General features: G+C 45.0%; 9 protein-coding genes. 7 read left to right on the top strand and 2 right to left on the bottom strand.

The window, feature by feature from the left end; translation table 11 throughout:
- The first annotated feature begins 22 nt into the window (after positions 1-22).
- From SHAL_RS06110 to yiaY, 5 genes are all read left to right on the top strand, one after another.
- Complete coding sequence (locus SHAL_RS06110) at positions 23-1126, top strand: efflux RND transporter periplasmic adaptor subunit (protein ID WP_012276310.1); 1104 nt, start codon at positions 23-25, stop codon at positions 1124-1126.
- Positions 1127-4234, top strand: coding sequence for a multidrug efflux RND transporter permease subunit (locus SHAL_RS06105; RefSeq protein WP_012276309.1), 3108 nt, complete (start codon positions 1127-1129; stop codon positions 4232-4234).
- Positions 4235-4439: 205 nt separating this feature from the next.
- Positions 4440-4691, top strand: coding sequence for a hypothetical protein (locus SHAL_RS06100; RefSeq protein ID WP_041415869.1), 252 nt, complete (start codon positions 4440-4442; stop codon positions 4689-4691).
- A 161-nt stretch (positions 4692-4852) separates the two neighbouring features.
- Positions 4853-5326, top strand: coding sequence for a LabA-like NYN domain-containing protein (locus tag SHAL_RS06095; protein WP_041415868.1), 474 nt, complete (start codon positions 4853-4855; stop codon positions 5324-5326).
- A gap of 330 nt (positions 5327-5656) precedes the next feature.
- Complete coding sequence (yiaY, locus tag SHAL_RS06090) at positions 5657-6805, top strand: L-threonine dehydrogenase (protein ID WP_012276307.1); 1149 nt, start codon at positions 5657-5659, stop codon at positions 6803-6805.
- 530 nt (positions 6806-7335) lie between these two features.
- On the opposite strand, the gene SHAL_RS06085 is transcribed toward yiaY, so the two are convergent.
- Positions 7336-10494 carry an efflux RND transporter permease subunit gene (locus SHAL_RS06085; protein WP_012276306.1) on the bottom strand — a complete coding sequence of 1053 codons (3159 nt, stop codon included), beginning with the start codon at positions 10492-10494 and terminating at the stop codon, positions 7336-7338.
- 170 nt (positions 10495-10664) lie between these two features.
- Positions 10665-11822, bottom strand: a complete 1158-nt coding sequence (locus tag SHAL_RS06080; RefSeq protein ID WP_012276305.1) for an efflux RND transporter periplasmic adaptor subunit — start codon at positions 11820-11822, stop codon at positions 10665-10667.
- Between the two features lie 458 nt (positions 11823-12280).
- Here SHAL_RS06080 and SHAL_RS06075 point away from each other — a divergent pair, with 458 nt between their 5' ends.
- Together SHAL_RS06075 and SHAL_RS06070 are read left to right on the top strand one after the other, a co-directional pair.
- Positions 12281-12643 carry a hypothetical protein gene (locus tag SHAL_RS06075; protein WP_012276304.1) on the top strand — a complete coding sequence of 121 codons (363 nt, stop codon included), beginning with the start codon at positions 12281-12283 and terminating at the stop codon, positions 12641-12643.
- 402 nt (positions 12644-13045) lie between these two features.
- Complete coding sequence (locus tag SHAL_RS06070; RefSeq protein WP_012276302.1) at positions 13046-14347, top strand: NAD(P)/FAD-dependent oxidoreductase; 1302 nt, start codon at positions 13046-13048, stop codon at positions 14345-14347.
- Positions 14348-14588: the final 241 nt, after the last annotated feature.

Raw genomic sequence — 14588 nt, 5'->3', positions numbered from 1 at the left:
TTGGCTGTGTAAGTAATCACTCATGAAACCTTTTTATTACCTTGTTCCCATTATGCTCGTTGTGGCTGGTGCAATCTCCTACAGTAGTTTCTCTGAAGCGAAACGAACTGACAGCAAGGATCGCCCTGTTCGTACGGTTCCAGTAGTAACAGGTATTGTTGAGCAGCATGAGCTTTCACAATCTCTTTCTCTAATAGGAAAACTCGATGCCGAGCAATCGGTTTTTATCGCACCGCAAATCGCGGGTAAGATCAAATCGATTCGAGTCAGTACCGAACAAGAGATAGACCAAGGTCAACTATTAGTGCAGCTTGATGATGCCAAAGCACAAGCAGCCCTAGCTGAGGCAGCGGCTTACTTGGCAGATGAGAAGCGTAAGCTGAAAGAGTTTCTGAAGTTGATCGATCAAAACGCCATCACCAAAACAGAAATCGATGCGCAAAAAGCCAGCGTCGATATGGCCAATGCTCGCTTAGCCGCCGCGCAAGCCGATCTTGATTATCATTATCTCAGCGCGCCCTTTTCTGGCACCACCGGCCTTATCGATTTCAGCCGAGGCAAGATGGTCACTGCCGGCACAGAGCTATTGACCCTTGACGACCTCTCAAGCATGCGTCTTGATCTGCAGGTGCCTGAACATTACCTATCACAGCTCAGTGTGGGGATGAAGGTCAGCGCCAAGAGCCGCGCATGGCCAAATCAAGTCTTTATTGGCAAAGTGCTCGCCATTGACTCGCGAGTAAATCAAGACACCTTAAACCTTAGAGTCAGAGTTCAGTTTGACAATCCTACTCAACAGCTAAAACCTGGCATGATGATGTCTGCCACCATGCTGTTCCCTAGCGTGTCTGAACCGGTGATCCCTGTACAAGCGCTTGAATACTCAGGCACTAACCGTTTTGTGTATGTGGTCGGTGAAGATGGCATTGCCAAACGCACTAAGGTGACACTTGGGGCTCGTATCGAAAATGAGGTATTAATTACAGAGGGACTCACCATTGGCGATAAAGTCGTGGTGCAAGGCCTAGTCAATATGCGTGATGGTTTGCGAGTCGATGACTTAGCCGAGTCAGCTGTGGCACAAAAAGAAGATAAACAGCAAGAAATGGCAAGAGGAAGCATCTAAATGTGGTTGTCTGATGTTTCAGTAAAACGTCCTGTCGTCGCTATTGTATTGAGTTTATTACTGTGTGTTTTTGGCGCCGTGTCATTTAGTAAACTTGCCGTACGTGAGATGCCTGATGTAGAGAGCCCGGTGGTCACCGTGATGACCACTTATGAAGGCGCCTCTGCAACCATCATGGAAAGCCAAATTACGACCACCCTCGAAGGCGAGCTAACCGGTATTAGCGGCGTCGACCAGATCCAATCGATAACCCGAAACGGCATGTCCCGCATTACTGTGACCTTCCTTTTAGGTTGGGATCTAACCGAAGGGGTGAGCGATGTGCGTGACGCTGTCGCCCGTGCTCAGCGTCGCTTGCCCGATGAAGCGAAGGATCCTATCGTTTCAAAAGATAACGGCAGCGGTGAGCCTTCGGTTTATGTCAATTTAAGCTCGTCGGTAATGGATAGAACCCAGCTAACTGACTACGCTCAGCGTGTATTGGAAGACAGGTTTAGCCTTATCTCAGGTGTCAGCAGCGTCAGTATATCCGGTGGTCTATATAAGGTGATGTATGTGCAGCTCAACCCTGAGCTAATGGCAGGACGTAACATCACCACCCGCGACATTGTTAATGTGCTTAATAAAGAAAACGTCGAAACGCCAGGTGGTGAAGTGCGTAACGACACCACTGTGATGGCGGTACGTACCGCGCGTTTATACCAGAGCCCTGAAGATTTTAATTACTTAGTGCTACGCACCGCAGCCGACGGCTCACAAGTGTATCTAAAAGATGTCGCCAATGTATTTATTGGCGCTGAGAACGAAAACTCTACCTTTAAAAGTGATGGTGTGGTCAACATCAGCTTAGGCGTTGTGTCCCAATCCGATGCCAACCCGCTAGAGGTCGCCCAAGATGTGCATAAAGAGGTCGAGCTCATTCAAAAATTCTTACCCGATGGCACCAAACTTATCGTCGACTATGACTCAACGGTATTTATCGACCGCTCAATTGATGAAGTATTCAGTACCTTAGCGGTAACGGCGCTGCTAGTTATCTTAGTGTTATATATCTTTATTGGCCAAGCCAGAGCAACCCTGATCCCTGCGGTAACGGTTCCAGTGTCATTAATTTCAGCCTTTATTGCGGCAAACGTATTTGGCTATTCAATTAACCTTCTGACACTGATGGCGCTTATTCTGTCTATTGGCCTAGTGGTGGATGATGCCATCGTCGTGGTTGAAAACATCTTCCATCATATCGAAAAGGGTGAACCCCCTATTCTAGCTGCCTATAACGGCACCCGAGAGGTGGGTTTTGCGGTGATAGCCACAACGGCAGTGTTGGTGATGGTGTTTCTGCCAATCTCCTTTATGGAGGGCATGGTTGGCCTGCTCTTTACCGAGTTCTCTGTCATGCTAGCGGTTTCGGTGCTGTTCTCATCGCTTATCGCTTTGACCTTAACACCGGTATTAGGCAGCAAGTTACTTAAAGCTAACGTCAAGCCAAACCGTTTTAACCTCTGGGTCGAGTCTGGATTTAGCAAGCTTGAGCACGCCTACCGCAATATGGTGGCTAAGGCAGTAACATTCAGAGTTGCTTCACCGTTAGTCATTATTGCCTGTATCTTAGGTAGTGCTTGGTTGATGCAACAGGTACCCGCTCAGCTTGCTCCACAAGAAGATAGAGGGGTCATTTTTGCCTTTATAAAAGGCGCCGAAGGCACCAGCTATAACCGTATGGCTGCCAATATGGAAATTGCCGAGAAGAAGTTGATGCCACTACTTGGTCAAGGTGTAGTTAAATCTTTTAGCATTCAAGCACCCGCCTTTGGTGGCCGAGCGGGTGACCAAACAGGCTTTGTGATCATTCAGCTTGAAGACTGGGATGAGAGAACCATTAATGCTCAGCAGGCCTTAGGCGTTGTAGCCAAAGCGCTAAAGGGTATTCCCGATGTCATGGTTAGGCCATTGCTACCCGGTTTTAGAGGCGGTTCGAGTGAGCCAGTGCAATTTGTACTGGGAGGCTCCGACTATGAAGAGCTCTTTAAGTGGGCAAAGCTGTTGGAGGAAGAGGCACTTTATAGCCCTATTTTCGAAAGCCCTGAAATTGACTATCAAGAAACTACGCCAGAGCTTGTGGTCACAGTCGATAAAGAGCGCGCAGCAGAACTTGGGATCAGCGTAGCTGAAGTGTCCGAAACCTTAGAGATCATGCTTGGCGGACGCAGCGAAACCACCTTTGTCGAGCGCGGAGAAGAGTACGATGTCTATCTTCGCGGTGATGAAAACAGCTTTAGTAACGTGGCTGATTTAAGCCAGATCTATATGCGCTCAAACAAAGGTGAACTTATCACCTTAGATACCATTACTCATATTGAAGAGGTCGCTTCGGCGCAAAAGCTAAGCCATAACAACAAGCAGAAGTCCATTACCCTAAAAGCGAATTTGGGCAAAGGTTACACCTTAGGAGAGGCGCTAGATTTCTTAGATGAAAAAGCGATTGAGATGCTACCCAGCGACATTTCGGTGGCTTATACGGGCGAGTCTAAAGACTTTAAAGAAAACCAGAGCAGCATATTTATTGTATTTGGCTTAGCCTTGCTGGTCGCCTATCTAGTATTAGCTGCGCAATTTGAAAGCTTTATCAACCCACTGGTAGTCATGTTTACCGTTCCTATGGGGGTATTTGGCGGCTTCTTAGGTTTGTATTTGACTGGCCAAGGGCTAAATATTTACAGTCAGATTGGCATGATAATGCTTATCGGTATGGTAACTAAAAACGGTATATTGATTGTCGAGTTTGCCAACCAATTGCGTGATAAAGGACTTGAGATTGAGCAAGCGATTATCGATGCATCGGTAAGACGTTTACGGCCTATTTTAATGACGGCCTTCACCACCTTAATTGGTGCAATTCCATTGATCCTATCGACAGGAGCGGGTTCTGAAAGCCGAATTGCAGTTGGCACTGTGGTGTTCTTTGGTATGGCCTTTGCGACTTTTGTTACCTTACTGGTGATCCCTGCAATGTATCGCTTGATCTCGGGAGCAACGAAGTCACCTGGTTTTGTAGAGTCTCAGCTAGATAAAGCTATTGAGGAACAGCAAACCTTGTCGCCACAATAGCAAGCAATGATCTTAAGCTATCTCCAATAAAACCGATAAGGGAGCCAAATCCGGCTCCCTTATTAATTGTTAACAGTTAACTGTTAACTCTAATAGTCGATTAGCGTTCGGCTAGCCTTTAAAGCTAATATCCCACTCCCGCAGAATCAGCTTCTCCCGCATCCTAGCAAATTTTACCTATACTCATAGCTATCTAAGGTGCCAAATGGCAGATCTCACAACTCGGGTCGTGCTTATGCTAAAACCAAAATCGCAATCACAGCAGCAGAATAATCAAGTTAATGCCAAACAACATGATCCTGTGGTGTATGAAACCGTCAGTATCAATGGCAGATTTATAGCTGAGCGTCGTTATAGCAATGACAGAAGAGCTTGCCACCACAACCACTGGCTAAACATTTACGATCGCCGCCAAGTAAAACTTCGCCGCATGCAACACGTTGATATCTTCATCTAAGTTTATACCTTACCAGACTTCGTATCCTCTATAGCCTACGCGTTAGTCGTGTAAAAGGCTGCGGGAAAACCTTTTCTATGCGATAGTGTCTTTCTATCGAATTACAGCCCTTTATAGTGGCATATGTAACCTGCGTAACATGCTATTTTAATGAGTATACAGTGAAGAAAATTGCCCTATTTGTCGATGTACAAAACATCTATTACACCTGCCGCCAAGCATATGGCCGTCAATTCAACTACCGCAAACTCTGGCAACACTTGGGCTATGAAGGCAACATTAGCGCCGCCACCGCCTACGCGATTCATCGTGGCGATGATGGTCAACTTAAGTTTCAAGATGCATTAAAACATATTGGGTTTGAAGTAAAACTTAAGCCTTTTATTCAACGTAGTGACGGTTCAGCTAAAGGGGATTGGGACGTAGGCATCACCATAGATATCATGGAAGCGGCAAGTGAGGTCGATTGCGTTATCTTGCTATCTGGAGATGGCGACTTTGATCTTTTAATGCAAAAAATTAAGCAAAAATATGGTATTGAGACACAAGTTTATGGCGTACCAAGCTTAACCGCCAAATCACTCATCGACTCTGTAGAGCAATTTCACGAAATTGATGACAGTTTATTACTCTAACTGACCTTAGGTAATTATATAACCTAAATCAACGGATCTGCTCACTAAGGTTAAATCAGAGCCTATGGTAACCTAAAGCACTGATATAAAACAGAATTCACTCATTGAGTTAAATAAATCGTTATGGGCAATTAGCGCGCCAACTTTATAAGCTAAAGCCATTTACGTCATAAAACTACAAGATCGGGAAGATAGATCCAACTTTCGTGCTATTTATCACCAAGCGCTGTCGATTATTAGAGCGAGATCACACCTTTATCCCATTAGTGTTGGTACTTTCATTACCAGAAAAGATAACAACTTTTAACATTAAGCGTATAGGTGATTCTTATGGCTGCTAAATTTTTCATCCCATCTGTCAATATCTTAGGGCAAGACGCCGTTACTGAAGCGATTGGCGATATCAAGTCACTCGGCTTTAAAAATGCATTAATTGTTACAGACAAACCTCTGGTTGATATTGGTCTAGTTGCCCAAGTCACTGACAAGTTGGCGAGTAACAATATTAACGCTGTGATCTTCGATGGTGTTCAACCTAACCCGACAGTTGGTAACGTCGAAGCGGGTCTTAAAATTTTAACCGCTAACAACTGTGACTTTGTGATCTCTTTAGGTGGCGGCTCACCTCATGACTGCGCTAAAGGTATTGCACTGGTGGCAACCAACGGCGGTAGTATTAAAGATTATGAAGGCCTAGATGTTTCAACTAAGCCACAACTTCCACTCGTTGCAATTAATACCACCGCTGGTACTGCGAGTGAAATGACACGCTTCTGCATCATTACCGATGAAGAGCGTCATATCAAGATGGCGATTGTAGACAAGAACACCACACCAATTCTGTCTGTTAACGATCCTGAACTCATGCTCCTCAAGCCTGCTGGTCTAACAGCAGCAACGGGGATGGATGCACTGACTCACGCTATCGAAGCGTATGTGTCTATCGCTGCGAACCCTATTACAGATGCCTGCGCCATTAAAGCTATCGAGCTTATCAAGGCTAACTTAGTTGAGGCCGTTGAAAATGGCCAAAGCATTGAAGCACGCGATCAGATGGCTTATGCCCAATTCCTTGCAGGTATGGCATTTAATAACGCCAGCCTTGGCTATGTGCATGCAATGGCACACCAGCTAGGCGGCTTCTACGACCTACCCCACGGTGTGTGTAACGCACTGCTACTGCCACATGTTCAAGCTTACAACGCACAAGTAGTACCAAGCCGTCTAAAAGATGTGGCTAAGGCTATGGGTGTCGATGTGTCAGCCATGACTGACGAGCAAGGTGCAGATGCTGCAATTACCGCGATTAAAGCACTATCTGTAGCAGTAAAAATTCCAGAAAACCTCACCCAATTAGGTGTGAAGGCTGAAGATATTCCGACACTTGCTGACAACGCACTTAAAGATGCTTGTGGTTTCACCAACCCTAAGCAGGCGACTCATGAAGAGATTTGCCAAATCTTTACTAACGCACTTTAATTCAGAGGCACTTTAATCCAGAGGCTCTATTAACTGAGCAACAGGTGACGGTAGCAGGCAATTTTTGCTCCCAGCAATTAGCTTGCTATCGCCCACTTCTCACTTCAGAGTCCAATACAAACACACATACCGGAACATAATCATTTGTAAATTTTACTTTTTATAAGTAAAAAGATCTGAATTGACGCAAAATTCAGCACAATATCACTATTTAATACTATTTCAATCTTCGTAGTGCGATACAAATGGATACACATTTGGTATAATCAACGGGTTCGCTTTTTCCCTGCAAAAGTTAAAGCAAGCTTAGAAGCCCACTCCTCGGAGTGGGCTTTTTCCTTTCTAGCCTTTCAAATACGGATGCAATTTGCTCCCCAGTTGTCTATTCAGGGCAAGTCATAGCCACCTGTCATTGACTTTGTTTCAGGTAAAGCCTAATAGATATATAGAAGTCGATCTCTGGCATAAAAAAGGCCTGCTATCAAAGCAGACCTTTAGCTTACTCAACAAGATAACAGTACAGTAACGCTCTAGTGACTCGCTTCTTTCGGCTCTTGCTCCTGAGGTTGCTCGGACTCTTTAGGCAAGCCTTTCGCCTTTTCACGCATTTTTTGCATGATTACGTAAAACACTGGTACCAGCAGGGTACCTACGATAGTGGCCGCTAACATACCGCCAAACACCGAGTAACCAAGGGCACGGCGACTCCCCGCCCCCGCGCCTGTAGCGATAACTAAAGGCAACACCCCCAATAGGAAAGAAAAAGCCGTCATCAGCACCGCACGAAAACGCAGCCTTGCCGCCGTCTGCGCAGCGTCAAGGATACTCTTACCCTCTTCGTGCAATTGTTTAGCAAACTCAACAATCAAGATGGCATTCTTACAGGCGAGGCCGATAAGCAGCACCAGACCAATCTGGGCATAGAGGTTTAAATCCGACCCAACGAGCAAGATGTTGAGAAATGCCCCCAGTACCGCAATAGGTACTGCGAGAATAACGGCAAATGGAATCGTCCAACTCTCGTACTGCGCCACTAAGAACAGGTAAGTAAACACTAATGCCAACGAGAAAATAAGCGGCGCTAGATTACCCGCTTTGATCTCTTGATAGGTTTGCCCTGTCCACTCGAAGGTATATCCTGCCGGAAGTGATTCATTGGCAGCACGCTCCATCGCAGTAATTGCATCACCCGAACTAAAGCCGGGAGCGGGGAAGCCATTGATAGTTGTGGAACTAAACATGTTGTAGTTATTCATCACGTCAGGCCCCAAAATTGGCGTCACTGTCACCAAAGTACTTAATGGCACCATCTCACCGGTGTTAGAGCGGACGTAGAAGCGCGAGATATCTCTGTCGGAATTACGATACTCAGATTCCGCCTGCAAGATAACCCTAAATACCTTACCAAAACGGTTAAAATCATTGACGTACATAGAGCCAAGCATAGTTTGCATGGTCGAGAAGATCTCATTTAACGAGATCCCAAGTGCTTTAGCTTTATCCCTGTCGACATCGACAAACATTTGCGGCACATCGGCGCGGAAGTTACTAAAGGCCATGGCAATTTCTGGTTGTTCATTGGCCTTCATAATCAAGGCGCGCATCACAGAAGCCAACTCTTGTGGTGTACGGCCTTGAGTGTCTTGCAATACAAACTCAAAGCCACCAACACTACCTACCCCTGGAATTGGCGGCAGTGAGAATGCCATCGCCTTCACTGCAGGATTGGCCGCATATTTAGCTTGCAACTTAGCCACAATCGCCGACTCAACCATGTCGGGAGATTCACGTTCACTCCAGGTCGACAGAGTAACAATCATCAAACCACCATTTGATGATACTGAACCGGTTAAAATACTAAAGCCACTGGCATGAATCACATTCTCCACACCAGGTTCGGCAAGTGTTAGTTCAACCAGCTCTCGCATCACGTCTTCGGTACGGTTAAGTGATGCGCCATCGGGTAGCTGAATATCCACCATAAAGGCTTTCTTGTCTTCCATCGGCACAAAGCCCGACGGTAAGATTTTGGCAACCCCACCAGTGACAACAATTAGACAAATATACACAACACCGACGATAGCTAACTTACGTGTCAGCAACGACACTAGCTTCATATACTTGCCAGTAAATCGTTCAAAGTACTTATTAAAGACTGCATGAAAACCCTTGGTGTGTGTCTTAGGCGGGCGTAGTAATGATGCACAAAGCGCTGGGCTTAAGGTTAGTGCGTTAATTGAAGAGATCAGTACAGAAATACAGATGGTCACAGAAAACTGAGCATACATCTGCCCTGTGATCCCCGGCATGACCGCCGTTGGTGCAAATACCGCAAGCAATACCAAAGTCGTCGCAATAATCGGCCCAGTGACCTCTTTCATCGCCTTAGAGGTCGCCTCTTTTGGCGATAATCCTTCATCTTGCATCAGACGTGTAACGTTCTCCACCACTACAATCGCATCGTCCACCACGATACCAATTGCGAGGATCAGTGCAAACAGAGAGACGGTATTGATGCTCATATCAAAAGCAAGCAAGAAGGCAAATGTACCGATAAGCGAAACAGGAATAGCAATCGCAGGCACTAATGTTGAACGCACGTCCTGTAAGAAAATAAATACAACCAAGACCACCAGTGAAATAGAGATAAACAGAGTTTGCACCACCTCTTTAATTGAGGTTTCAACAAACTCAGTTGTATCGTATAGAACTTCATATTCTAGATCGTTTGGAAAACGCTCAGACAGGTTTTCCATTTCGGCCTTAATGGCTTTACCGACTTCTAATGCATTCGCATCGGGTGACTGATAGATAGCGATAATCGCCGAAGGTTTGTTATTTAGCTTACCTTGAGCATCATAGGTTTGGGAGCCAAGCTCAACTCGTGCGACATCGCCAACAACGACTTTAGAGCCATCATTATTAGCCCGGATCATCACATCATAAAACTCTTTAGGATCTTTAAGGCGACCTTTGGTCTGCAATGTGTACTGAAATTGTTGCTCTGGATCGACTGGTGCGGCGCCAATTCGGCCAGCAGCCACTTGAATATTTTGTTCTTGCAGCGCAGCAATTACATCCGTTGCTGTTACCCCAAGACTTGCCATCTTATCTGGATCGAGCCAAATACGCATAGCGTAATCCAGTGCACCAATGACTTGCACCTTAGACACACCATACTGACGGGCCAGTGCGTCTTTAACGTTTAAGCCAGCATAGTTAGTAATAAACAGAGAATCAAAAGTTTCATTAGGTGAAACTAGGTTGACCACCATCAGCATGTTAGGGCTTTGTTTTTCGACTTTAACCCCTTGACGCTTCACCTCTTCAGGTAGACGCGGCATGGCCTGCTGCACTCGGTTTTGTACCTTCACCTGAGCCATATCGGCATCGGTACCAACCTCAAAGGTCACATTTAGCGAGTAGCTACCGTCGTTAGCACTTTTTGACTCCATATACAGCATGCCTTCGACGCCGTTAACTTCGGCTTCTAATGGTTGCGCTATGGTGTCTTTAACAATATCGGCGCTGGCACCAGAGTAACTAGTTGAAACGCTCACCTGAGGTGGCGCAATTTCTGGAAATTCTGAAACCGATAACACTGGAATAGCGATCAAGCCAACCAAGGTCAAAACGGTTGAGATAACAAAGGCAAACTTAGGCCTATTAATAAAAAAATCACTAATCATGACATTCCCCTGTTCAACAAAGGCTTAGTCACAACCAGCAAACTTAGAGCTTCTGTTCTAATAAAAAACTTACTCATCATGACATTCCTCGTTATACAAAGGCTTAGCCAAAACGGGGAAACTTAGGTCTTCAGCTCTAATAAAAAACTCATTCATCTTGACTGCTCCGACTATGATTTTTCATCTTCTTTGAAAGGCACCACTTCTTGCTCTACTGGGTTCACTTTCATACCTGGACGAATTTTCTGTAACCCCTCCACCACAATGCGTTCACCATCCTCTAGACCACTGAGCACACGCCACTCAACACCGAAACGGTCGCCCAGTTCGACGATACGTTTCTGTACTTCATCTTGATCATTAAGCACCATCACGAAACGGCCTTGTTGATCTTCCTGCACCGCAGCTTGAGGAATAAGTAGTGCATTTTCAGTAATGGGGGATTCAATCACTAGAGTGACAAACAAGCCTGGAAGCATCAGCTTGTCATCATTTTTAAATGTAGCGCGAACAGGCAAGGTACCTGTTGCGGCATCGACTCGGTTACCAATAAAGTCGATATAACCAACCTCATCAAACATGGTGCCGTTCGGTAGACGAAGGCGCATGACAATATCGGTAATTTTAACGTCTTTTTCGACAGCCTTAGAAAAGTTTTGTTGGGCTGAAATCAGCTTTTTTTCTGCAACTTGAAAGCTTACCCACATAGGCTGAAGCTGCACTAGGCTTGCCATTTCTGATTGTGGTGTAATGATATCACCGGTACTCACCTTTGAGTGACTGATCCGGCCTGATATTGGCGCATATACCTTGGTATAACTTAATTGCAGCTCTGCAGCTTGCACGGCGGCTTCGGCTTGTACGACTCCTGCGGCAGTGGTGAGTTTACGGCTAGTTAGCTCATCCATATCCTGCGCACTGATCATGCCATCAGGCAATAATCGGCGTCCACGTTCCCAGTTCATCACCGCCACATCCCTTGATGCAACAGCTTGCTTTAATACTGCATTTTGCTGTGCTAACTCAGCTTTATAAGTAGATGGATCGATTTCAAACAATAGATCGCCAGCGGTAATATCATCACCTTCAACGAAAGTACGTTTGAGCAACTGGCCATGAATTTGCGACTTGATAATCACATCTTCAGATGCCTGTGTACGGCCGACAATTTCAGATTTGGGCGTGATCAGCTCTGTATGAGCTGTGTTGACAATAACGCTTGGCAGCATAGCTTGTTGCGGTGCTGGCGCATCACCACAGGCTGACATTGCCGTGGCGCTAAAAACTAACATCCACAACTTAATTTTTGAAACTGATGAACCGGCCATTTAAGCCTCCTGATAAATAGGATATGTGCTTTATTTTTGTTCTGAAATTATAAGCTTAACCAATCAACAAATGAAACCTTTTATCCATAAAGCGTCATAACCATTAACATTAAAGAACGATTCAGCCTATAACCGTCAACTTCGTCCCTCATCAAACTAAACCAAGCAGAGCACTTAAACTGATGCTTTATTAGCCGAAGCCACTAATGAGCTTACCTCTATCGACAAAAGTGCGATCTGGAACAAGGATATTGAACTGAATGTCATGGTAAACAATAGGTACAGCAACTAAAGTGTTAACTTGGCGTTATATTAAAGCGCTATAGAATAGTAGATATTTAGTTAGCCCATTTTTGCTCGAACTACATATAAAGTACGCTCAAACCACACACGTGGTTGACCAAGATAAAAAACAATGCCTAAGATGGTATTAGTCACAGCGAACAGGTAGGTAATTTATGACAGCAATCTCTCATGTATACAACTACACAGTCCGATGCCCTCAAGTTAAGGATCCCGCTCACCCAACAAGCTGGCGCAATCATATTGAGTTAAACCGCTCTTGCGAAATCGCACTAGACAGAATTACTAAGTGGCACGGCCATTCTGGCAACCGACTGTTTGAACATGATGGGTATGTTGTTAGAGAATGCGAACAGGAGCAAGCCTACTTCGCGATGCAAAATAGTCGCCTAAATGATGACAAACATGCGTTGGTGACCTTTAAAGTGTTTATGGATAACAAAACCAAAGATGTATCAGTACAAGAGATCATGGAACATGTTATCGAAGACTATAAGTCTCGCTTAAGTAAGCTTTAATCATAGTCGGCATGCTTTAGCCCATAGAGCATGCCGCTTTTTATCTTTACACGTTTAAACGGACCTAGGTCACACTTTTCACTTTATACCTTATATTTAGCTCACACTTCCCCTACAACCTCTTAATTCCCGTGTTTGTAAAAATTTTCAACAAAAAACACAATAACCTTAAATTTCAATATGATAAGCCTACACTTTGGGATTACTTAGGTTTTCAGGCTAGCAAAGCGTCTAATTGCCGTTTTTCATATCTACTGCTACACTTTTCAGGCTTCTTTGTGGTAGCTATTCTCTATGTAGAACAATTGATGACCAGAGTGAAATTAACTGTGTTTGAGCGTCACAACAGGCTAATACCTATATTTATTTTACAGTTTTATCGACTTAAGGATTATAAAGCTCATGCATGAAATGGCCAATATTGTCATCGTTGGTGGTGGCGCAGGTGGAATGGAGATAGCAACAAAGCTCGGTCACCAATTAGGGCGTAAAGGCAAAGCCAGGGTCACCTTAATTGACTGCGCCGAGAGCCATATTTGGAAACCACTACTGCATGAGGTTGCTACTGGAGCACTAGACATTGGTATCGATGCGATCAGCTATCGCGGTCATGCCGCAAGCCATGGTTACCATTTCCAGCAAGGTGCGATGACTGATATCGATAGAGAAGCTAAGCAAGTTATTTTAGCGCCAATTAACGATGATAAAGGTCGTGAATTACTCCCTGCACGCCGCATCGATTATGACTACTTAGTTATTGCCATTGGTAGTATCGCCAATGACTTTAATATTACTGGCGTACGTGAGCACTGTGTATTTTTAGATAGCACCGAACAGGCGATGGAAATTCGCACCATGCTACTGAATAAATTCATGCGCTATGCTAGCCACCATCAGCTCGATGATAAAATCAAAATTGCCGTCGTGGGTGCAGGTGCAACCGGTGTCGAGATGTCGGCTGAGATGCACCATGCGGTCGAACAACTACGCGGCTTCGGTTATAAAATCGATAGCAGTCTATTGGAAATAACCCTTATCGAAGCCGATGAACGCATTCTTCCGAAGGTCGAGAAAGAGGAGATCTCGGCCTCTGTCGCTAAGGAGTTAACCTCTATTGGCGTGAAAGTGATGACCAGCACGCGTATTAATCAAGTCACAGAAGAAGGCCTACACACCTCTGAAGGCGAATTTATTCAGTCAGATATGGTGATCTGGTCGACAGGTGTTAAAGCTCCTGACTTCTTAAAAGAGATCGGCGGCCTTGAGAGTAACCATATCAATCAGGTAATGGTACAACAAAATATGCAGACCACCCGCGATCCAGCCATTTTAGCTATCGGTGACTGCGCAGCGTGCCCACAAGAAGATGGTAGCTGGGTTCCACCACGCGGCCAATCTGCACGCCAGATGGCATTAATGACTGCTGATAATATTAAGTTATTGCTAGCAGGAAAACCCGCCTCAAACAATTATGTCTATAAAGATTTAGGCGCCTTGGTCAATTTATCAAAATTCCACACGGTCGGTAATCTCATGTCATTCATCGGTGGTGGCATAATGGTCGAAGGTAAGATTGCTCGCTTCGTCTATACCTCACTCTATAGAAGACACCTTATCGAGCTACACGGCCCAATTAAAGGCACCCTGCTTATGTTTGCCAAAGGGATCAGTCGAATCGTACACCCACATTTGAAGCTACACTAATAAGCTTTGTGAATGTTGCTGGTAGTCTGGTTTAGCACCAGCAACATTTTCTGCCAAATTGAGTTGGCTTGCTCAGTTTTCCTAAACTTTAAACAAAAGTTTATTGGAACTTGCAGCTCTGCTACACCTAAAAGCCAAATCAAACTTCGTTTGATGATAAAGCCCTCAAAGAATCGATATATTTTTGGCTAAGAGTGGCATCCAACAAAAGTGGTTCCAATGGCCTGCGGCCAGCGCATGT

Source organism: Shewanella halifaxensis HAW-EB4, from assembly GCF_000019185.1.
GTDB classification, from domain to species: Bacteria; Pseudomonadota; Gammaproteobacteria; order Enterobacterales; family Shewanellaceae; genus Shewanella; species Shewanella halifaxensis.
The sequence above is the reverse complement of the archived record's forward strand: the minus strand, read 5'-3'. Positions and strand labels throughout refer to the sequence as shown.

What these genes read in the sequence shown, in the direction of transcription:
- yiaY (WP_012276307.1), top strand. Translation starts at nt 5,657, where the DNA reads ATGGCTGCTAAATTTTTCATCCCATCTGTCAATATCTTAGGGCAAGAC.
- SHAL_RS06080 (WP_012276305.1), bottom strand. Translation starts at nt 11,822, where the DNA reads ATGGCCGGTTCATCAGTTTCAAAAATTAAGTTGTGGATGTTAGTTTTT.
- SHAL_RS06110 (WP_012276310.1), top strand. Translation starts at nt 23, where the DNA reads ATGAAACCTTTTTATTACCTTGTTCCCATTATGCTCGTTGTGGCTGGT.
- SHAL_RS06100 (WP_041415869.1), top strand. Translation starts at nt 4,440, where the DNA reads ATGGCAGATCTCACAACTCGGGTCGTGCTTATGCTAAAACCAAAATCG.
- SHAL_RS06085 (WP_012276306.1), bottom strand. Translation starts at nt 10,494, where the DNA reads ATGATTAGTGATTTTTTTATTAATAGGCCTAAGTTTGCCTTTGTTATC.
- SHAL_RS06105 (WP_012276309.1), top strand. Translation starts at nt 1,127, where the DNA reads ATGTGGTTGTCTGATGTTTCAGTAAAACGTCCTGTCGTCGCTATTGTA.
- SHAL_RS06075 (WP_012276304.1), top strand. Translation starts at nt 12,281, where the DNA reads ATGACAGCAATCTCTCATGTATACAACTACACAGTCCGATGCCCTCAA.
- SHAL_RS06070 (WP_012276302.1), top strand. Translation starts at nt 13,046, where the DNA reads ATGCATGAAATGGCCAATATTGTCATCGTTGGTGGTGGCGCAGGTGGA.